The organism is Corticimicrobacter populi (genome assembly GCF_003123725.1).
GTDB classification, from domain to species: Bacteria; Pseudomonadota; Gammaproteobacteria; order Burkholderiales; family Burkholderiaceae_B; genus Corticimicrobacter; species Corticimicrobacter populi.
In genome coordinates, this window is record NZ_QETA01000002.1 from 21,403 (window position 1) to 41,983 (window position 20,581).

The following is a 20,581-nucleotide window of genomic DNA, read 5'->3' on the forward strand; positions in this document are numbered from 1 at the left end:
GGGGTTCTCCAGGTGTGCGAAGGGTCGGTGACATATCAGTACATGGCTCCCATGGCGAGGCGGCGGCGCTTTTCCATCCGGCCCAGCATGACCACCAGCGGCCAGAGCAGGACGAAATACACCAGTGCGGCAAACACGATGGGGGTGGGGTTGTAGAGCATGGATTGCGCTGTACGGGCGGCATACAGCATCTCGGGCACGGAGACGACGCTGGCAATGCTGGTCAGCTTGACCACTTCGATCATGTTGCTGACCAGGTCGGGCGAGACATTGCGTACGGCCTGGGGGATCTGGACATGCAGCATGGTCTGCAGCGCGCTCATCCCGGTCGAACGGGCAGCTTCGACCTGACCGCGCGGGACACTGGCAAGACCGGCTCGCAGGATTTCGCCGAAATAGCTGGAGTTGTTCAGCATGAAGCCCAGGGCCACGCTCTGCAGCGGCGACAGTTCCAGTCCCAGATAGGGCAGGCCGGTGTAGATGAGCACCAGCAGTACAAGCGGCGGGAATGCCCTGAACAGATCGGTGTAGGCGATCAGCAGGGCGCGCACGACGCGGTTGCGCACGCAATGGCCGGCGATGGCCAGCACGAAGCCGCTGGCAAGGCCCAGCGGAATGACGCAGGCCGACAGCAAGAGCGTATTGACCAGGCCTTTCAGTATGTAAGGCCCTACCTCGCGGATGACGTCGAGGTTGAAGAAGTAGTAGATGATCTGTTCCATGGCGATGTCCTGTCTCGGCTGTCGGCTTCAGTGCTGGCCCTGGCCCTGGCCATAGCGGGTTTCGAGCATGCGGGCGGCGATGACCACCGGCAGGAAAATCAGCAGGTAGCCTATGGCCCCCATCACCAGAGGCGTCGGATTGCCGGCGAAGCTGGTGGCCGAAGTAGCCTGGTTGAGAATTTCGTTGAGCGCGGCAACCGAGCCGTAGGCCGTTCCCTTGGTAATGGCGATGACGCGGTTGGTCAGTGGCGCGATCATCATGCGGCAGGCCAGAGGCAGCACGACCCAGACCATGGTCTGGGTATGGCTCATGCCGGTTGAGCGTGCTGCTTCGCTCAGGCCGCGTGGCTGGGTGGCGATGCCGGCCCAGAATACTTCCTCCGAGAAGGCGGCCAGGACCAGTGTCAGCGATAGCCAGGTAGCGGTGAATGCGCCCATCGACAGCCCGACGAATGGCAGGGCGTAGTAGAACAGGATGATCAGGATCAGGGGCGGCAGTGTGCGGAATACATCGACGAAGGCCGTGATCAGCCAGCGCAGCGCACGGCATGGCAGTGTGCGCAGATAGGCCAGGAACAGGCCCAGCAGCAGGCCAGCGACAATGATGGCCAGCCCCAGTTCCAGAGTGACGCGTGCACCTTCCAGTATCTGCGGCAGGTACTGGGCAGCAATTTCCGGATTGAAGAACGTGAATACCAGCCGATCAAGGTTCATGACAGGGCTCCGGCACGCTGGGCCGAGCGCGAGATGAAGGCGGCCGTGCGGGGCTGTGTCGGTGCGCCGAATATCTGTGCTGGCGTGCCCTGTTCGACGATGACGCCCTGGTCCATGAATATGACCCGGTCTGAGGCCGCCTGGGCAAAGGACATTTCGTGCGTCACCACCATCATCGTCATGCCGCTGGCGCGCAGTTCGCGCATCACTTCCAGGACGCCATCGACCATTTCCGGGTCGAGCGCGCTGGTGGGCTCATCGAACAGGATCATGGCGGGTTCCAGTGCGATGGCTCGCGCAATGCCTACGCGCTGCTGTTGTCCACCCGATAGCTGGGAGGGTCGGGCGTCGGCCTTGTGCGCCATGCCTACACATTCCAGCGCAGCCAGTGCCAGCTGGTCGGCGCTGGTTGCATCGAATTTCTTGACCTTGCGCAGCGCCAGTGTGACGTTGCCCTTGACTGTCAGGTGCGGATACAGGTTGAACGACTGGAATACCATGCCCAGCCGCAGTCGCAACTGGTTCAGTGTTTTGCCCCTGGCATGGCTGATGTCATGGCCTTCGACCAGGATTTCACCGCCGCTGGCCTCCTCCATCCGGTTGCAGCAGCGCAGCAGGGTGCTCTTGCCGGATCCGGATGGGCCAATGACGGAAATCAGCTCCCCTGCACGCACGTCCAGGTTGATGCCCCTGAGGACGGGCGTTGCGCCATAGTTCTTGTGGAGTCGGTTGACTTGCAGGATGAGCGGAGTGTTCATGATCGAGTGGTCGTTGCGATTGAGGATGCGATCAGGGCCGGTGCCGAGTTCGCCTTGCCTGCGAGGCACGGCACCGTTGCAGCAAGTGCCGCTACCAATCAGTTGCAGACGGGCGTGACGGGTGTCGGGTCGTAACCGTTCAGCCCCGGAATGCCGTGGCCTTCAGCGATAACTTCGGTCGCGGATTCCGGTTGGGGGGCGTAGCCGAACCATTTTTCATGGAGGGCGCGCAGTGAACCGTCCTGTTTCATGCATTTGAGAACGTTACTGACGCGATCGCGGCCGGCGACGTCATCGATGCGAAAGGGAATGGCCCAGACCGAGCCGGTCCGGATTTCGCCCAGCGTCTTGATGGCACGGTTGTTCTTGGCAGCCCAGATCGAGGGCGTGATGCCTGCCAGGTTGGCATCGGCACGGCCCGAGATCACGGCCTGGACTGCATCGGCGTTGGTGCCGTAGACACCGATTTCGAAGCCGTATTGTTCCTGGTTGGCGCGTGCCCACTCCTCGGGACCCGAGCCCTTGTTCACGGTGATGGTCTTGCCGCGCAGGTCCTCCAGACCCTTCAGATCTTCACGGTCTTTAAGTACCACCAGCGTGAAGTTGTTGTCGAGATATCCTTCGGTGAAAAGCACCGACCGGGCGCGACTGTCGGAAACGGTGGTGGGGGCCAGCACGAAGTCGTACTTGCCGGCATTCATGGCGGGGATGAGGGCCGAATACTGGGCACCTTCGATATCGATGGTGGTGCCCAGGCGACGGGCGATTTCCTCGCCCAGTTCAATGTTGAATCCCTGGTAGCCGCCGCTCAGCTTGGGGAAAGCGTGTGGCGGGAAGTTGGCATCCACGCCGGTGCGCAGGGGGTCGGCCTGGACCGTGCCGGTGCTGCAGGCCAGCAGGAAAATGGCAGAAAGATGGCGAAGCGAAAGTTTCATGGTCGGGCTCTCTGGATGATGGACAGGAAGGGGCAGGGGCGCGGGGTCAGGCAACCGGCTCGCCGGCACCGGTGCGCTCGACGATCAGGCGGTAGTGTTCGGGGCTGCGGTGTTTGGCGAAATTGAAAACGTGCTGGCGCAGGTTTTCGCCCAGGGTCAGATCGATATCGGCGACGATGACTTCGTCTTCTTCACCGCTGGTGCGGGCCACGATTTCGCCGGTGGGGGCGACGATGACCGAACTGCCGATCATGTGATGGCCGTCCTCGGAGCCGCATTTGCCTGCGGCGGCTACCCAGATGCCGTTCTGGTAGGCGTTGGCCTGCAACGAGATCAGGTGGGTGGTGGTGCGCAGGTGTACCGGCTCGTTCCAGTGGATATTGACCGAGGGCGTGTTGTAGCCCAGCACGACCAGTTCGGCGCTCTGCAGTGCCATGACGCGGTAGGTTTCGGGCCAGCGGCGGTCGTTGCACAGACACATGCCCATGCGTACGTCCATGGCATCGAAGACACGGAAGCCCAGATCGCCGACTTCGAAGAATTTTTTCTCCAGATGCTGGAAAGGTGCCTCTGTCTTGTGGTCGTCGTGACCGGGCAGATGGATTTTTCGGTACTTGCCGACGATATTGCCCTTGTCGTCGACGATGATGGCGGTATTGAAGGCGCGGCCCTCCGGGGTCAGTTCGGCGTAGCCCAGGTAGAAGCCCACGCCCAGGCGGCGGGCTTCGTCAAACAGCGGCTGCACGTCTGGATTGGGCATGGCATGCTCGAAGAAGCGCGCCTCGGCTTCGGTTTTTTCCATCCAGTAGCGCGGGAAAAAAGTGGTCAGGGCCAGTTCGGGAAAAACCACCATGCGGGCCTGGCGTGCATGGGCCTGGCGCAGCATGTCGATCAGGCGTCGCACGACCGATGCGCGATCGTCCTGCAGGTGTACCGGCCCCATCTGGGCCACGGCCAGTCCGAATTTCCGGGAAGTGCTCATGTCGGTTCCTATTGCGAAGAAAGAAGGTTCAGTGATCGAGATGCGAGGACAGCAGGCCGCGCAGGAAGCGGGACGCATCGGGTGGCGGACGCTGGGTCAGCACTGGGCTGGGTGTATCGCGCGGGAGAAAGCGACCGCTGCCGGGTTCGGCATGCAGGCCTGCCTGATCGACGATGACGCGTCCCCTGCTGATGACGGTGTCAGGCCAGCCGGTCACGATGCGTCCCTCGTAGGGGGTGTAGCCAACGGCATCATGCAGTCCGGATGCCGTCACTTCCACTGTGCGATCGGCGTCCCAGATCACTAGGTCGGCATCGGCCCCAGGGGCAATGACGCCCTTGCGTGGATGTAGGCCGTACATCGTGGCGTGGTTGGTCGAAGTCAGGGCCACGAACTCGTTGAGCGTGATCCGGCCCGTGCGTACCCCTTCGGAAAACAGCAGCGGCATGCGTAGCTCCAGTCCAGGCAACCCGTTGGCAACCTGCTTGAATGTGGTGGCATCGCCATTCGGGATCTTGCCGGTTTCGTCATAGCGATAGGGCGCATGGTCGGATGAGTAGCAGCGCAGGACACCGTTCTTGAGCGCACGCCAGAGCGCCTCCTGTGACGCCGGGTCACGAGGTGGCGGGCTGCAGCAGAACTTGGCACCCTCGACACCGGGCAGGTCAAGGTCTTCGGCCGTCAGCAGCAGGTAGTGCGGGCAGGTCTCGCCATGGACCGCTGCGCCCAGCGTCTGTGCAGACAGGATGGCCTGTGCGCCACCCTGGGTCGAAACATGCACGATGAGGATAGGGACGTCCAGGATGGAGGCCAGCTTGATGGCCCGCGCGGTGGCTTCGTCTTCTGCTGCGGGAGCATGGCTGACAGCATGGTATTTGGGGGCGGTATGACCGCGTGCCAGCAGGTGACGTGCAATCCAGAGGATCACGTCGTTGTTTTCCGCATGGATCATGGGCAGGGCCCGATATTCTGCGGCCACCGCAAACACATCCAGCAACTGGGTGTCGTCGAGCTTGAGCTTGTCGTAGGTCATGAAAACCTTGAACGACGTGATGCCGGCACCGATCAGTGCGGGCAGGTCTTCGCGCAGCGTGACGGGATCGGTTTCGGAGAGAATCAGGTGATAGCTGTAGTCGATGACCGACTTGGCTGCAGCCTGGGCGGCATAGTGTGCAGCGACGTCGCGCAGACGCTGGCCGCGATGCTGGGCGGCAAAGGGGATGATGGTGGTGGTGCCCCCAAAGGCTGCCGATACGCTGGCCGAATGCCAGTCGTCTGCGCAGGGTACGCCCATACTGGAAAGCTGCTCGACATGGCAGTGGCTGTCGATACCGCCGGGAAACACCATGCGACCACCTGCGTCGATATCGCGTTGCCCTGCGTGCAGGTGGTCCGAAATGGTATGAATGTGCCCGCCGATGATGCCGATGTCGCCATGGAAATCGTCGGTTGCGGTAATGATGTGTGCATTGCGCACGGTGAGATCGAAATCGGTCATGTCGGCCGCCTGGAAACGTGTTGACGAATCCAGTGTGCAACGTTGGCCTGTGTCCGGTAAAGATGCGAAAAATCGCGTGCGCGATTTTGGTGAATGTGTCTTAATTAATTGATTTTAAATAAATTATTTTTGCTTTTTTATGGCGATCCTTATCAGGTCATAACACTTCGGTTATGCCTTGTGCGCGAATACGGATGGCGGGATTTCCCGGATGCACTGGGCTGGTGCCGGGGTTAACCCGCAGGCACAGAAATGGCGCAAGCGGTTTCTGTTCAGCGGCGTGGCGCGCCAGGCATGTCGCCGGGCTCGAGAGATGCGTCCTGGGCGACCACATCGCGCAACTCGGTCAGAAATCGTTTGGCTTGCAGCGACAGTGGAGAGAGTCGCGTATAGGCACAGTGCATGCCCAGGCGTACAGGTGGAACCAGTGGGCGTACCGCCAGGGAATGGCTCAACTCATCCGTGATGCTGAAGGGATCGACCAGCGCAATGCCGACGCCTGCCTGTGCCATGGCACAAGCACTCAGGGGCGAGGCGACCTCCAGGCAGTGATGGAAAGGACCGGGCACATCTGCCAGGACCTGCCGCATGGCAGCACCCATGGGGGACGCGGCATCGTAGGCGATGAGGCGCTGGCCGACCAGATCCTGTGCGTCCAGCGCCTCCAGCGAGGCCAGGGGATGCGTTTTGGGCATGACGCACACCATGTGGCCATTGGCCAGATTTTTGACCACAAGGTTAGGGTGGCGTGGTGCTGCCAGTGAGATGGCCAGATCGGCATTGCCCATGAGCAATTGTGGCAGCAGGCTGTCCAGGGTGAGAGGCTGGTAGCGGATATGCAGTTCTGGCTGGCGCGCGCACAGTGCCTCGATGGCTCGCGGAATCAAATGTGCGCTGAAGCAGGTGCTGGACACCAGTCGCAGTACGCCGGCACGATTGAGGGAGAGATCGTGTGCCAGGTCGTTGAGACGGCCGACACCCTGGTAGATTTCTTCTACTTCGGCAAACAGTTTGCGAGCCTCGGGCGTGGGATGCAGCCTGCCTTTGATCCGCTCGAACAGCGGAAATCCAAGCCGGCTTTCGGCCGATGCCAGGGTACGACTGATGGACGGCTGCGAGGCGAATAGCATGGTCGCCGCGCCACTGACCGAACCGCTGACCATGATGGCGCGGAACACTTCGATCTGGCGCAGGTTGAGCAGTCCGGGGCCCCGGGCGGGCGTCGTATTCATAAGGCCTAATATAGCGCAGGCCAGTGAGGGATAAAACTGGCGATATCCCTCGTGGTTTGCCGCTTTGAGTTGACCATGTACTTGTGGCTACGAATTTTTAAATGGGATGAAACGGCACTTTTTCGTTCCATGTCGCCCGATATGTCTGCCGCCAGGATTTTCCCGCTGAATCGAACCAGTCCAGAGTGGTCTGCACGGTATCGGGCGTGGCATCAAAGGCCTGGATATGGCCGAGGATGGTTTCTTCGCTGAGTGTCAGGCGCTTCAGATAGTCGTCAAACGAGCTGGCAACGATCAGCAGGGTGTCCTGTTGTCGCTTGCCTGTCCAGGCAGGCAGCCCGGCTACATGTGCCACAATCTGGCAGCCCTGGCGCAGGTCAAGATACAAGACGCTGCTGCCGCCATCGCGGGCAATCGGCAATACGCCGGATCGCGGAAAATCAGGATGTTGCCTGGCCTGCGTCAGTTCGAAGGGATTGCTCTCCCATTCGTCTGCCATATCTGCATGGAACAGGGCCGAAAAAGAAAGATATTCATGACTGCCGTCTTCGAACGAGACTGACAGATCATATTCAAGATAACCGCCATTCACGATGCGCAGAAAATTTTTATAGTCTTCCGGCAGTGTCGCGCCCAGCGTCGTTTCAATGCTTTCCAGTGCCTGTTCGGACGCCGGCGGTTGTGACGTTTCTATCCAGCGGTTCTGGTATTGAAATAGGCTGTTTTGCGGCATGGGGTGTTGACGTGTGGGCGGGCGAGGTGGAGGATCAGGCTGGCAGATCCTGCCAGATTTTTGTCATGAGTGCCGTGTTCTCTGCTTCGTAAAGATGCGGGGCTCCCAGCCCCATGATGACGGCCAGCAGGGTGGTGAGGGCTTCCGACCAGGGGGCGCGCAGCCATTCGTCGCCATCTTCATCGGCTTCAAAGGCGTCGCTGCCTGCCAGTGTCCTGACTCGTTTGCAATATTGCGCATGTGCCAGGGTGAAGGCGTAGCCTAGTGGTGAGTGCAACTGGTTGCTGTTCATTGTCAGTACACCAACAGATTGCGCTTCGGGATGTGTGTCGGAAGGATGGGCGTGTGCCAACCAGGTTTCCCATGCCGCATCATAATCGGATGAAATTGCGGATGTTGCATGATGGGCGAGATGTTCAATTTGGGCGAGGGTCAGGTTGGGGATGAGATCCTGGATGGAGCCTACGATCTCTCCCCGTGGCCCGAATAGACGCGCTGCAGAACGTTCCTCGCATACTTCTATGGAGGTGGCCCTCGTGTAATTGGCGTGGGCAGCCGGCTGATCCTGGGCTGTTGCCAGTACTTTTACATGCCACAGGCGACCGGGCCAGCGAGTAACCAATATATTTTCAATGTCATGGTCCACGACGATGTAGGGCGGGGCATCCTCTTGCGTGATGATCTGCCCGACGGTTGCTGCACCGATACGGGTGGGAGTGTCTTCGCGGGACTCATAGACAAAGCCCTGGCGTGAGGTTTTCGGGAAAGAGAGGGGGAGTCTGGAATGGGACATTGATTGCAATGGAAAAGATGCCGGAGTCTGCCCGGTTCATGCCTGAAGGCCAGCCCATGCTGCTGTCATGGCAGTTTTGCCCTGTTCGCTGCACAGATGCGGGGCACCCAGCCCCATGATGATTGACAGCAGGGTGGTGAGGGCTTCCGACCAGGGTGCGCGCAACCATTCGTCGCCATCTTCATCGGCTTCAAAGGCGTCGCTGCCTGCCAGTGCCCTGACACGTTTGCAATATTGCGCGTGTGCCAGGGTGAAGGCGTGGCCCAGCGGCGAGCGCGACAGACCATTGCCCATTGCCAGTACGCCCGCGTATTGCTTGCCAGGTTGCTTGCTGGCCGGGTCGGTTTGCTCCAGCCAGGTTTCCCAGGCCGCTGCATAGCCGGCTTCTGCTGCCGGTGTGGCATGCTGGGCGAGATGTTCGATCTGGGCAAGGGTCAGGTGGGGGATGAGGTCCTGGACCTTGCCCACGGCGTCTCCCTGTGGCCCGAACAGCAGTGCAGGAGAGAGTGCTTCGCACACCTCTATGGAGGTTGCCCTCGTGTAATTTGCGTAGGAAGCCGGCTGATCCCGGGCGACCGCCAGTATCCGGACATGCCACAGGCGACCGGGCCAGCGAGTGGGCAATACATTGTCAATATGGTGGTCTACGACGATGTAGGGCGGGGCATTCTCTTGCGTAATGACCTGCCCGATGGTTGCTGCGCCGATGTGGGCGGGCTGGTCTATATCGGCCTCGTAGACAAAACCTTGGTGCGATATTTTTGGGAAAGAGAGGGGATGATTCTGGGAAGGCATGAACGACAATGGAGGCGATGAGCGAGGAGATAGATCATACTGCCAGTGACGTGGTGGCCAGTTGCACTCGGCTTATCCCGGTTATCTGAGCTGCCTATACGGCAGTGAAGTGCCTATGAGTCAGGGACTTTCGCCGCGAGCATTTCTGAACTGCCTATACGGCAGTGAAGAGCTGCCCGATTCACACCAATGGCAGCAAGGTTTTCTGAGCTGCCTATACGGCAGTGAAGTATGCCTATCGGATCTGTTGTGATCCCGACTTTTTCTGAGCTGCCTATACGGCAGTGAAGGCAGCGTGCGGTCGTGATCAGTCTTTTCACTTTTTCTGAGCTGCCTATACGGCAGTGAAGGGTGTCGCCGGCAGTCAGGCCACCTACGAGCATTTCTGAGCTGCCTATACGGCAGTGAAGGCCGCCGTTCAACGATTTCATGGATGCCATTGTTTCTGAGCTGCCTATACGGCAGTGAAGAGAGCCACATTGTCGGCTACAGACGCCCAGACTTTCTGAGCTGCCTATACGGCAGTGAAGACTGCATTGGCGTCTAGACCCTCATTCTCAGCTTTCTGAGCTGCCTATACGGCAGTGAAGCAATCAACAAAGCCGTGGATGAATACATCGAATTTCTGAGCTGCCTATACGGCAGTGAAGGATATACGACTGCCAAGCGTCCGACCGGTCGCTTTCTGAGCTGCCTATACGGCAGTGAAGCGTCTAACGCGTCCAGGCTGTCATAGAGCATATTTCTGAGCTGCCTATACGGCAGTGAAGGTCAAACAATATCTGCAACTGCGCCTGAGCCGTTTCTGAGCTGCCTATACGGCAGTGAAGTAGACCCCGAACCTCTGCAAAGCCCCAGGCCATTGGCTTTACGACAAAAAAGTAGTCGAAACCCTTTTTTGAAAGGGTTTCGTAAGTCTTTGTTTTTAAAGAGGCTGGGAAAACCCTCCAGAAAAGGGTCAGAACCAGGGAACAGTGGCCACGTTGCTCAGGCCGTAGGCATTGAAGCTGCCTGACACGGCTGTTGTCTGGCAGGGCAAGTGCTCGACGAATAGCCGAAAGTGCTGTCCAGTGCTTTGGCTGCGCAAGGTGAGCCAGGGCAGATCCAAACGCTGCTCTACCGTATCGGGGATGCGCTGGCGTGCCTCTTCTGCCGTCAATCCATGGCGTTTCATCTGGCGTCGGCGGATGCGTTCGGCACTGCTGTGTACCTGCACACGTTGCACAATCCGATGCTGCACACCCGCCGGTATTGGCAGAATGCCTGCTGCATCGATATGGTCGGCCATGCCTGTCAGCCAGTTCTCCTGCATCAAGTGCTGCAGTCGTGCCTGGTGACCGTGCAGCCGCAGGGTATGGCCCAGGCCAGCGCCTTTGCTCTTGTGACCTGGAAAACTCACGCCAATATCGTCTGCCTTGAGCGCAACCAGGGCACGGTGCAGCTTGGCGAACAGGGCATTGAGCAATTGCGGTACAGGAAACTCAGGATCTGACCGGACGCGCAGATCAATGTAGTGGTCCATGTCAATTGGCCTCGCCAAAGACGCCGCCCCGGATCAGCACGGCGATCACAAAATGCTGATCATCTGGATTGGCAGGTGCCTTGCCCTTGAGCACCCAATTATCGAGCAGGTTGTAAAAATCGACTTTATCCTTGGGCTGGCGCCATGCCTTGCCTTGGGTCGTGACCGAGCCATAGGGCTCGACCGCGATAGGACCGGATTCGTCGGCCTGCGGATACCATGTGTCGATGGTGCGCAAGGCGTTGCCGATTTTCTGGGAGTGAATGCCGGCAATGCCGTTGACCTGATAGAGCGTCTTGCTTTTGTCACCGCGACTGCGATCCAGGATCAGCTCTTGTGAGGGAAATACCTCTTGCCCTGCGCCCAGACGGGCAAAGGCAATGACCTCCAGCAGGACATGCGCCTCACCAGACAGGCCGCTGGCAATGACATTGCCCAGAGCCTCAAGATCGGTAGTGCCGGCCTCGAAGTCCCGCAGCGACAGCGACAATGCATCGAATGTCCATTGTTGCGTGGCCTGCCCGTCCTGCAGACGGCGAATTTGCACTTCCACCTGCTCGGCACCGATACGATTGCGCCACAGGAAACGGCCATTGGCCAGGTTGGCGGCATAGCGGCGTGCCAGTTCACCAAAACCATGCTGCTGAACATAGCCTGTCACGGTGGCCTGCAGGGCTTGCTGATAGTCTGCATCATTGCAGGCAGAGGGCTTGCCGGTGCCTGCCAGCACACGCAGAGTGAACCGCACGCGCAGGGTGTCCGCTTCTGCGGACAGGGCGGCGACATCAACGGTCTGCAGATTGGGATTCTGGATGGCTGCATCCAGTTTTGCAGGATCCTGATCCTTGGTCTTGAGTCGGTTGGAGATGGTGCCGCGTACCGATTTCGGGATGATGCCCACAGGTTGCCATTCTGCGGTGTCATTGCGTGTGGCCCATTGTCCGGCCTGGAAAAGCGCATCGGAAGGATCGAGCTTGCGCTCAAAGGCGAGGACGGAGGCGGTCTTGAGCTTGGTGTTGTCGGTCATGATGAATTCCTTTTCGTAGTCGTCGTTCAGTCGAAGTCGTACTGCAGATTCAGCGAGTCATGGGCAAGGCGGTAGTCGTTCCGGCAGCGATACAGGCCGTTGTCGGGCTGGCTATCGACATACCACAGCAATTCCTGGGGCGTGTTCAGACGGTGTGGACTCAACCACTCGCCTACCGAATACAGGCTTTCCACGAAGCAGAAGGGCATATCGCTGTCGCGTGTGTTGGCCACGCTGCCTGGCGGATGTGTTTCACCCAGTGCGCCGTAGCCGACCGGAATCGGAACGATCCAGCCGAGATCCTTCCGGTCATGCTGCCACTCGCTTTTAGGCGCTTTGGCGGTAACCGTGCCTTCGGAGGGCAGCTCGGTTTCGGCGTAATGCCAATTGATCCGTGACAGTGACAGCCAGGCATCCAGCCTGGTTGCGTTTGGTTGTGTGGTTTGCAACTCTGCCAGACGTGATGTCAGCAGATCATCTCGTGCCACCAGTGCATAGCCTGGCAGCAGGCGCATGCGTGTTTGGCTGAACTGCCGCCCGAGTTCTTCTTCGTTGCCGGACAGGTCTACGACATAGGCCTGGTGTCGCTTGGCAGACGGTCGGTAGGGGGGCAAAAGCGTGCCACCTGCAATTCGCATGTTGGTCAGAAGCTGTGCGATCTGTTCGGCATCCTGCTTCCTCTCATCAGGATCGGATAGCCAGCGCGGGCAATCCACGGCCAGTACCAGGCTGATCTCCAGATGGATACGGCCTTCCTCGACAATCGCGGCGGTGCTGCCATCCTTGTCGATCGGGTTGCGGGTCAGGCAAAAACTGCCGACAAACCCGGATTGGGTGCTTTGCTCCTGGTGATCGTGGCAGACCACACCGATGGCCTTGAAAGACAGTGCCAGACCCTGCTCGCGCACCTTGCGCTCAAGCGCCCACATCAGGCCCAGAAAAGCCGTGATGGATGGAAATCCATGTGTCAGCGGGCTGGAGACTGCATTGGCATTCTGGATCTGCAGGTGCGGCAGCACAAGCAGGAAGTCATGTTCGGGATAGTGGCTCATGCGGTTTCTCCCATACGGCGCTGCATGGGAACCGGCCAGGCTGCATCAATGATGGCTTGCCGCGCCCAGTGTTTGGCTTCGCTGGTGCCGACGATGGTCAGGCCGGCGACATGCAATTGTTCGTTTACCCAGTTGGCAAAGCGGCCTGCAACCTGGTCTGGCCAGTCGCCCCAATGGTAGGCGGCATTGAAATCCTGGTCTTTTTTCTGCTCCTCCGGGGTTTCGCGAAGATCAAGCCCAGTGCGGTCAGCATCCAGCCAGAGCTGTTCGCACAGTGCCAGTTCGCAATCTGTGCGGGTCCAGCCGGGGTGTTGCATCTGTACTTTGATGCGTTCGACAAAAACCGGCAGTTGCGCACCCAACGCCTGTTCGATGGCTTCGCGTTTCAACCGTGTTTTCATCGTGGGGGGCGGGTTCGTGAGCAGGAAGGCTGCCAATTCCTGGATGAGCGAACGGACTTGCGGGAGGTTGCGCAGGCCATCCAGCGCCGACTTTACGTTGTGCAGTTTGATTTTGTCTTGATCTTGCCAGCGTTGGGGTGGCAGGGAGGCCAGCAGGTAGTTGATGCCACCCCGTTCACTGTTCAACTGCGAGATATTCTGTGGCTTTGTCCCGCCCAGCTTGCGAACGATCAGATTCCGATAATCACGGTAGGGACTGTCGTGCGCTTCCTTGCTGCGGCGCGCCTGGCGGGCCAGTTTATTGGGCTCGCCAAAGCGGGCTTCCTGAATGTCGTCATGTACAGCATGCGCCAGACTGCTGGAGAACAGGGGCTGCAGCAGCAGATACTGGCTGTTGTCGCTCGGGTCGTTGCCTGTCAGCCAGTAGAGTTGCTTGGCTTTGGCGTGCGAAACAGCCTGTGTTTCAGTGCGTACCAAACCGGAAAAGGCGGTGGCCCATTCCTGGGCCGTCGTGGGATCTGTATGCAGCGCAGCCAGGAGGTCGGCGTCTGCTACCTGCATCCAGTCCAGCAGCTTGCGGCCATCGACTGCCAGTTTCAGGAACTTGAATACGTCCAGGGCAGCGGCGTTGCCCACGACATCCTCAGCAAAGTTCTCGCCCAGCGAGTGGCTGCCGATTTCAGGATGTTGGGGCAGTGTTTCCGGATGAACATGCAGGCTGCTGCCGCGTGCATCTGGATGGGTTGCTTTCAATACATGAGTGACGGCCTGAATCTGGCCCACCCGTCGGGCGGCATCGCCTAGCCATGTGGCGTAATCGTATTTGGCGGCGGCTTCGGCGTCGTCTTCCTTGCCCTTGAGCTTGGCATCACGTCGTGTGTTGATGAAGTCGGAGATGGTCGTACGAAAACGCTCAGAGCGGGGAGATCGTTCTGATCGGTTACTCATTGGATCCTCCATGTAAAACCGAATGTGAGTCGGCTGATTGTTGGATATCGCACACGCTTTATGTTGTGTTTTATATTTACATAATAAGTTTCAAATTAAAATATGTCCATGAGCCTCTTATTTATTATCAATATTGTTGATTAATAAGATTTTTCATAAATAGATCAGAAAAAGAGTACCTTCGTTGATGTGGGTTTTTACTGTCGAATAGGCAGACGCTCACATATATCCGTGTTCCAGAGGCAAAATCTGATGGGGCTTGGTGTTGGCATGGAGCCCTCATTGATTGGCTCAGTTGCTGCTGCTGGCCTACAGTTTTCTGCGAATGCTTCGACTGGATTCGAATCTGATTGTTATATGTTAGATTTTTCAATAAAATATCTAACAAAAGGAGTCTGCCATGAGCACATCCCAAGCCATTCGAGAACGCATCGCCGTCCAGTTGCCCGGCGAGCCTTTTACGCCCGCGATTTTTGCTGGGCTGGGGTCGCGCGCGGCTATCGATCAGGCGTTGATGCGGCTTGCCAAGGCTGGCAGTATTGAGCGCATTGGTCATGGCTTGTATGTCGTTCCCAAGGTCGGCCGCTTTGGTATCAAGGCGTTGCCCGCACCCGAGCAGGTCGCGCAGACAATTGCTCAGGCTGAAGGTGCGACGATTGAGATTCACGGTGCCGAGGCCGCACGGCGTTTTGGTTTCTCGACACAGATGCCGGCGCAAGCGGTGTTCTACACCAGTGGCTCGTCGCGGGTGGTCCGATTCGGGAAAATGACCGTCCGCTTGCAGCATGTCGCTGCCCGCAAACTGGTATTGGCCGGTCGGCCAGCGGGGCAGGCGTTGTCGGCGCTCTGGTATTTGGGCCGGCATCACGTCACATCCAGTTCTTTTCGCCGGCTCGCGCAAAAATTGGCACCTCCTGAATTCCAGGCGCTGTGTTCGGCCAAGGCATCAATGCCTGCGTGGATGCTGGAAGCCCTGAGCGGCTACGAACGCAGCGAGGCGGCGCATGTCTGATACGGCGGCTGTATCCTATTTTGATCTGCTGCCTGCCGAGCAAGCAGACCTGCTTCATGGTTTGGCCCCCATGCTGGGACGGCGAGCTGAAATTCTGGAAAAGGATATCTGGTTGTGCCAGGTGCTGGGAGTGCTTTTTACACTGCCATGTCGTAAACCCATGGCCTTCAAGGGCGGCACATCACTGTCGAAGGTCTATCAGGCCATCGAGCGTTTTTCCGAGGATATCGACGTCACGGTAGATTACCGCAGCCTGGTACAGGACATTCCTGATCTGGCTACGCTTTCCGGCACTCAACGAAAGCGGCTGTCCGAAAAACTTAAAGTGGCATTGGCGGAGCACGTCACCAGGGAACTGGTGCCGACACTACGCGAGGTTTTACCGCAGGCGTTGCCGAATCACGAAATCACGATTGAAATCAGTGATGATGCGGAAAAACTCTGGCTTTATTATCCCAGTGCCGTAGAAAATGTCGACATCTATCTGCGGCCCAGTGTATTGATCGAGTTTGGTGGCAGAAACGCGACCTTGCCGCAGGAAACATTGACTATCGTCCCAGACGTTGTGGCACATGTGCAGGGTTTGGTGTTGCCAACGGCAGAGGTGGCCGTACTGTCGCCGATGCGTACTTTCTGGGAGAAAGCGACGCTCATTCATGTCGAATGCCACCGTCCGGAGCTGCGTGCTGGTGCCGAGCGTCTGTCGCGGCATTGGTACGATCTGGCGCGGCTGGCCGATCACGATGTCGGTCGTCAGGCCGTGGGGGATGTCGCATTGTTGCAGGATGTACTGAGTATCAAAGAGACCTTTTTCCGCAGCGGGTTCAGCCATTACGACCGTTGCCTGACGGGGGCACTGAAACTGGTTCCGGATGCTGCGCTGCTTGGTGCGTTGAGACTGGATTATCAGGCGATGCTGGATGCCCAGATGTTCTATGGCGAGACTTTGCCGTTTGATGACATTGTTGAACGGCTGACCCGTTTGGAGCAGCAGATCAATCAGTCGCTTCGCTGAGAAGCCAACCCTATCCAAGGGTGATACCGCCACCCGTTACGGCTGGCGTGCACTTCCACCACGGTGAATCGTTTGGCGCACACATCCAGCGGCAGATCGAGATCATCCGCCTGTTCCGCCAGCAAAGTCAGCAGATCGAAATTTCCCCAGGCGCTGATCCCGGTTCCACAATCCAGCGTCAATGCATGCAGGCGATGGTGATCCTCGATGTGAATATCCTGGCCTCGTAGGTTTGGATCCTGCTCCACGCGATGCATCAACAAGGTATCACCATTCTCATCAGGCAGAAAAACCAGTGTTTCCATGTCCATTGTGCTGGCACGAAACGGCTGCTGCTGCGGCAAGGCTCCTGTCAGTGAGGCTTGCGGATGCTGCCAGATGCTTGCGGCGTTTTGGTCCCTGGAGGATTGTTCTGCCGACCGGGACAGCATGGTGTCCTGTATCCGGGCCTGCTCCAGGTCTGCCAGCCTGAGTTTGGGCTGCAGGTCGGAGGCTGGTTGGATACGCGGCAAGGCGCTGATGGTGCGGTACTCTTCGGGGCGCAGCAGCTTGTCGAGCCGGTGAGAGAACAGGCGGAAGGGGTGATAGATTCTGCCTTGTGCATGTTGCGCGTTTTCTTTCTCAAAACCCGGTCGAACAAAGCAGGCTGGCGTATCTTTTTTATGCCCTGTAAATGGCCGAAAGTGCCGCAGATTCGTCTCGAATACCAGCATGTTCGGCTTGTCGCCCGGCTGGGCGCGATGGCGCTGGACGCGGCCCGCCAACTGGATCAGTGCACGCATCGAGGAGGGTTCGGCCACTGCCCAGTCGGCATCCCAGTCCCGGCCGACTTCGCAGACCGGACTGGCCAGCACGATGAATAGCTGGTCGGTTGCCTCATGGGCGTCGATCTGTGTACGGATCTCTGGCAACTGGTAAACGGCCTGTCCTTTGTCCACCCGCCGGTTGAAAACCGTATCGAGCTGGTGCTCAATGGCCGAACGCTGCAGCAGCGGAAAGCGGGCATGATAGACGCAGAGGTGAATGTGGGTGCCCGCAGGCGCGCCTTGCTGAAACAGATTCAGGGCAACATCGAACAGCGGTTCGATATTGGCCATGCGCACCAGGCCAAAACTGATGCGCTTGCCGCTGACGGGATCGCGTTCCGCATGATCGTGATGCAGGCGCAGGCAGGCATCGCGCACCAGAGGGGCAAAGGCGGCGTGGCGTGCTTCTGGCGGCAGGTTCTTGGCGAGATCCAGTGGCAGCAATTCGGCACGTCGCAAAGGCGCCGCCTGTTGGAGCTGCGCGGCACGTTTGTTCACAAAGGAGCCATGCGCCTGCTTGAACGTATTGGCGCTATTGCAGGCGACGGTTTGCACGCCAAACTCATCTGTCCAGAGGCAGGGCACGGGGAGCGCGGCGAGTGCGCCTTCAGCATGGTTTCTGCGGTTTCGCTGAAAGTGCTGGCGGCCTGACTGATAGGCCAGGAACATGCCTTCGACCAGTGCCGGTGGCAGCGTGGCCGAAGACAGGATCACGCGGGTGCCGAGCAGGCCGGCCCAATGCACCAGCCGGGTCAGGGCAGGCAGGTCTTCAAGCGAATAGTCGTCCAGCTCATCCAGTACCAGATCGCTGCTCATCAGGCGCAGCATGGGGGCGATCTGGCGGCCCGCTCGCAAGGATTCCGTGGCAGGGGCCAGGTGATCGACAGTGCATACCAGCATGGGGGCAGAAATCAGCCGCCGTATGTCCTGGTCGTGCAGGGCGCGTGTCAGCAGGGGATGGTCTGCAGTGACACCCTCGTACAGCACATGACTGTCTTCTTCGATCAGGGCCTGAGTGGAAGCCGAGCCCTGGCGCTCGGCCTGACGTTCGTAATAGTCGAACAGTTGGCGGCTGGCTGAACCGCCGACCAGAATGGCCAGTTCATCGTCGCTCAGGTGCAGATCGGTGCGATAGCTACGCCCGGTTTGCAGGGTCAGGGTGCGCAGCCCGAGCGCATAACTGGCCCGCAGTCCCTGTTGTGGGTCGGCCAGAGCGTACAGGATGCGTGCGTTGGCCAGCGTTTTGCCGCAGCCTGTGGAGGCCATATTGATGATGAAGGCACCGTGCGCCTGGGCCGCCGTGCGCAATGCTGTTGCGGCATCGGCTGCTTTGTCCTGCCAGGCAAAGCGCGGATTGCCGCTGCGTTTGCGCAGGCCTCGATGCCGAGCCAGGCGTGGCAGGTAGCACTCGAAGCCGGGCAGGGCATGGGCGATCAGGCTGGCATCATGGGCGACGCCCAGCAGGTGTTTCTCCAGCGTTTGTTTGGGCTGGCCGTCGCGGTCAGTGTTGGCAAATAGCGCGGCCCTGCGTTTGCGCTTGGCGGATTCTGATGTGTTTACCTGAGGATCTGCAGGCAGGCTGGAAAAATAATGATCGGCCAGCATCAGGCACAGCCGCGACAGGTGCATGACATAGGGATTGGTCAGCCATGTGCCGGTGTCAGCGTTGGCGCGCTCCAGCAGACGTTTGGCCAATCGGGCTGCCTGCGCCTGCCATTTGGGTGCCATCACGGGGAGTGTGCCGGCCAGTTCCCAATAGGCTGCGATCCGTGCCGGATCGGCCTCCTGATAGATTTCGTTGGCGTCGTGCTTGATCTGGGAGAGTGGCTGTTCCAGCCAATAGCGAATGCTGCCGTCGTTGCGTTTGCCCAGCCATTCCTGTTTGTCGTTTTTGTAGACAGGAATAACCGGCAGGCGGTGATGGCTGACGATCAGCCAGGCGATGGCCGCAGCCAGCGGCGGCAGGTCGCGGAATGGGTGGCTTTGTGTGGCGTCGATGCCATCGCGCTGATAGCGTCCGGTGGCAGTCCAGCTTGTTTCATCGTAGGCAGCAGGATCAGCCAGGCGCTGCAGCCAGTCGGCATCGTTTTTGGCCTGGCCGACAAATGCCAGGAACAGTCGCAGCGAGACCCATTCATGCCGATAGAGATTACGCTCGGTCAGGGTGCCTTTCAGCCGATTCTGAAACGCCACGCTGGCCTTGCCCAGATCGTGCAGCAGTGCTGCCAGCGTGGCGAGCAGGCGGATGTATTCTCCCGTATGCCAGTCGTTTTCATCCTGTGTGCGCAGAATGTCGCGCTGGGTCGTATTGGTGGGTACGGCACCCAGTGGATTGAACTCGCTGGCATTGCCGACGATCCAGAGCAGTTCGCTGTGATCCAGACCGCGTATCCAGTGGCAGGCCACGGCTGTATTTTTGCGCGCTGTCTTGCGCAGCAGGCGGCGCACGGTATCCAGCCCGGCCTGGGTAATGGGGGTTTGCCAGGTGCGTTCGCCCCGGCGTTCGGCGAACTGATCCAGTATCCGGCGGGTTTCGCTCAAGGCCCGTTTGCTGCATTGCGAAACAAACAGGACGTTCATGGCGCTTCCCGGCCCAGTCTGTCTGCAATCAGCTTGAGGGAGTCGATCATGAAGTCCAGCGATTCGCTGCGTGTCAGGGCTTCGATGCAGGCCTGGCGAAACTGCTGTTCATCATCGCCGCGTACTGCGCTGATGAATGCCTGCGGCAATATGATGGCATCCTTAACCAGGTCGGCGGCATCGAATACCAGACCGCCGCGCCGGGTTTTGCCATGCAGGACGGCCAGACCGTGCGGCAGGCTCAGCACCCAGGTTGCCGTGGCACCCAGCCCATAGGCCAGATAGTTACCATGATCCAGAAAGCGATTGGCGGGATCGCCGGATTCACCACGCTGGCTGCGCACGAAGTCGCCATAGCCGGTGGCGCGCGCTGCAAACTTGAAAAGCTGCTTGGTCAGCCGGGCTTCCTCGGTCAGCAGGAAGGTCACATCCTGGGCATTTTCGACGCCTTTCGCGCAGCTTTCCAGAGCCTTGTCCAGTAGCACCGGATCTACCTCGAAGCCTGCCTCGCGCAGGGCGCGATGGCTGATCCAGCGCTCACGTATACGGGTCAGGCGGATGCGCTGGATCTGTCTGGCAGCTTCCAGGCGGCGCGTGTCGTCGAACCAGAATCGTATCCAGCGCTGCAGATATTCGGTCGGGCGGTATTCGCTTTGTGGAGAAAACCAGGCAACGCCTACATCAATCTCATTGGCCGAAAACAGAGGCGTGCCGCCGCCTCCACAGAAACCAACCAGCACGCCTGCCTTGGCGAGTTCACGCATGGCGGCCTGGGTGATGGAAGTGCCGGTGCCAAGCAGCACGGATGTGGTGTTGGCAATCGGTATGTTCCAGTACAGCGAGCGCTTGCCTTCGTCGGTGACATATTCAACCCGACCACCATTGACCAGAACCCGGCAGTGCTCCAGGTAGTACAGGTTGGCACGCTTGGAGTGCAGGATGGTTTTCAGGGCGGAGGGGCTGATGTCTTCCATGTAGCGCACGGTAGTCAGGGCTTGGATGCTCAAGTGTAACTGGATGTGGTGATTCATCAAGTCATTGCCTGTGCTGCAATGT

The 20,581-nt window shown here is 59.0% G+C and carries 18 protein-coding genes and 1 CRISPR repeat array; of the genes, 2 read left to right on the forward strand and 16 right to left on the reverse strand.

What is annotated here, in order from left to right; all coding sequences use genetic code 11:
• Positions 1 to 35: 35 nt before the first annotated feature.
• From DD235_RS05365 to csy1, 14 genes are all read right to left on the reverse strand, one after another.
• Entirely contained in the window at positions 36 to 722 is a 687-nt protein-coding gene (locus DD235_RS05365; RefSeq protein ID WP_109061054.1) for an amino acid ABC transporter permease, read from the reverse strand.
• Between the two features lie 27 nt (positions 723 to 749).
• Entirely contained in the window at positions 750 to 1,436 is a 687-nt protein-coding gene (locus DD235_RS05370) for an amino acid ABC transporter permease (RefSeq protein WP_109061055.1), read from the reverse strand.
• Complete coding sequence (locus DD235_RS05375) at positions 1,433 to 2,194, reverse strand: amino acid ABC transporter ATP-binding protein (protein ID WP_109061478.1); 762 nt, start codon at positions 2,192 to 2,194, stop codon at positions 1,433 to 1,435. The genes DD235_RS05370 and DD235_RS05375 overlap by 4 nt, the downstream gene beginning before the upstream one ends.
• A gap of 98 nt (positions 2,195 to 2,292) precedes the next feature.
• A complete protein-coding gene (locus tag DD235_RS05380; protein WP_109061056.1) occupies positions 2,293 to 3,129 on the reverse strand; it encodes a transporter substrate-binding domain-containing protein in 837 nt (278 codons plus the stop codon).
• A 46-nt stretch (positions 3,130 to 3,175) separates the two neighbouring features.
• Positions 3,176 to 4,111 carry an N-carbamoyl-D-amino-acid hydrolase gene (locus DD235_RS05385; RefSeq protein ID WP_193519562.1) on the reverse strand — a complete coding sequence of 312 codons (936 nt, stop codon included), beginning with the start codon at positions 4,109 to 4,111 and terminating at the stop codon, positions 3,176 to 3,178.
• A gap of 28 nt (positions 4,112 to 4,139) precedes the next feature.
• Positions 4,140 to 5,609, reverse strand: coding sequence for a dihydropyrimidinase (gene hydA, locus DD235_RS05390; protein ID WP_109061057.1), 1,470 nt, complete (start codon positions 5,607 to 5,609; stop codon positions 4,140 to 4,142).
• A 272-nt stretch (positions 5,610 to 5,881) separates the two neighbouring features.
• Positions 5,882 to 6,841 (reverse strand): LysR family transcriptional regulator, encoded by a 960-nt coding sequence (locus DD235_RS05395; RefSeq protein WP_109061058.1) that lies wholly within the window; start codon positions 6,839 to 6,841, stop codon positions 5,882 to 5,884.
• A gap of 97 nt (positions 6,842 to 6,938) precedes the next feature.
• Positions 6,939 to 7,574 (reverse strand): SMI1/KNR4 family protein, encoded by a 636-nt coding sequence (locus tag DD235_RS05400; RefSeq protein ID WP_109061059.1) that lies wholly within the window; start codon positions 7,572 to 7,574, stop codon positions 6,939 to 6,941.
• A gap of 34 nt (positions 7,575 to 7,608) precedes the next feature.
• On the reverse strand, positions 7,609 to 8,367 hold the full coding sequence (locus DD235_RS05405) for a hypothetical protein (RefSeq protein ID WP_109061060.1): 759 nt from the start codon (positions 8,365 to 8,367) through the stop codon (positions 7,609 to 7,611).
• 36 nt (positions 8,368 to 8,403) lie between these two features.
• Entirely contained in the window at positions 8,404 to 9,162 is a 759-nt protein-coding gene (locus tag DD235_RS05410; protein WP_109061061.1) for a hypothetical protein, read from the reverse strand.
• A gap of 82 nt (positions 9,163 to 9,244) precedes the next feature.
• Positions 9,245 to 9,992: a CRISPR direct-repeat array (repeat unit 28 nt; unit sequence TTTCTGAGCTGCCTATACGGCAGTGAAG).
• 128 nt (positions 9,993 to 10,120) lie between these two features.
• Positions 10,121 to 10,684 (reverse strand): type I-F CRISPR-associated endoribonuclease Cas6/Csy4, encoded by a 564-nt coding sequence (cas6f, locus tag DD235_RS05415; protein ID WP_109061062.1) that lies wholly within the window; start codon positions 10,682 to 10,684, stop codon positions 10,121 to 10,123.
• Position 10,685: 1 nt separating this feature from the next.
• Positions 10,686 to 11,711 (reverse strand): type I-F CRISPR-associated protein Csy3, encoded by a 1,026-nt coding sequence (gene csy3 / locus DD235_RS05420; RefSeq protein ID WP_109061063.1) that lies wholly within the window; start codon positions 11,709 to 11,711, stop codon positions 10,686 to 10,688.
• Between the two features lie 26 nt (positions 11,712 to 11,737).
• Positions 11,738 to 12,763, reverse strand: coding sequence for a type I-F CRISPR-associated protein Csy2 (gene csy2 / locus DD235_RS05425; RefSeq protein WP_109061064.1), 1,026 nt, complete (start codon positions 12,761 to 12,763; stop codon positions 11,738 to 11,740).
• Entirely contained in the window at positions 12,760 to 14,112 is a 1,353-nt protein-coding gene (gene csy1 / locus DD235_RS05430; RefSeq protein ID WP_204524205.1) for a type I-F CRISPR-associated protein Csy1, read from the reverse strand. Before csy1 ends, csy2 begins: the two co-directional genes overlap by 4 nt.
• Before the next feature lie 400 nt (positions 14,113 to 14,512).
• Here csy1 and DD235_RS05435 point away from each other — a divergent pair, with 400 nt between their 5' ends.
• Together DD235_RS05435 and DD235_RS05440 are read left to right on the forward strand one after the other, a co-directional pair.
• Entirely contained in the window at positions 14,513 to 15,124 is a 612-nt protein-coding gene (locus tag DD235_RS05435; protein ID WP_109061066.1) for a DUF6088 family protein, read from the forward strand.
• On the forward strand, positions 15,117 to 16,139 hold the full coding sequence (locus DD235_RS05440) for a nucleotidyl transferase AbiEii/AbiGii toxin family protein (RefSeq protein WP_109061067.1): 1,023 nt from the start codon (positions 15,117 to 15,119) through the stop codon (positions 16,137 to 16,139). The genes DD235_RS05435 and DD235_RS05440 overlap by 8 nt, the downstream gene beginning before the upstream one ends.
• On the opposite strand, the gene cas3f is transcribed toward DD235_RS05440, so the two are convergent.
• Both cas3f and cas1f read right to left on the reverse strand, forming a co-directional pair.
• Positions 16,124 to 19,525 (reverse strand): type I-F CRISPR-associated helicase Cas3f, encoded by a 3,402-nt coding sequence (gene cas3f / locus DD235_RS05445; protein WP_109061068.1) that lies wholly within the window; start codon positions 19,523 to 19,525, stop codon positions 16,124 to 16,126. The genes DD235_RS05440 and cas3f overlap by 16 nt on opposite strands.
• Positions 19,522 to 20,499, reverse strand: coding sequence for a type I-F CRISPR-associated endonuclease Cas1f (gene cas1f, locus DD235_RS05450; protein ID WP_109061480.1), 978 nt, complete (start codon positions 20,497 to 20,499; stop codon positions 19,522 to 19,524). Before cas1f ends, cas3f begins: the two co-directional genes overlap by 4 nt.
• Between the last annotated feature and the right edge of the window lie 82 nt (positions 20,500 to 20,581).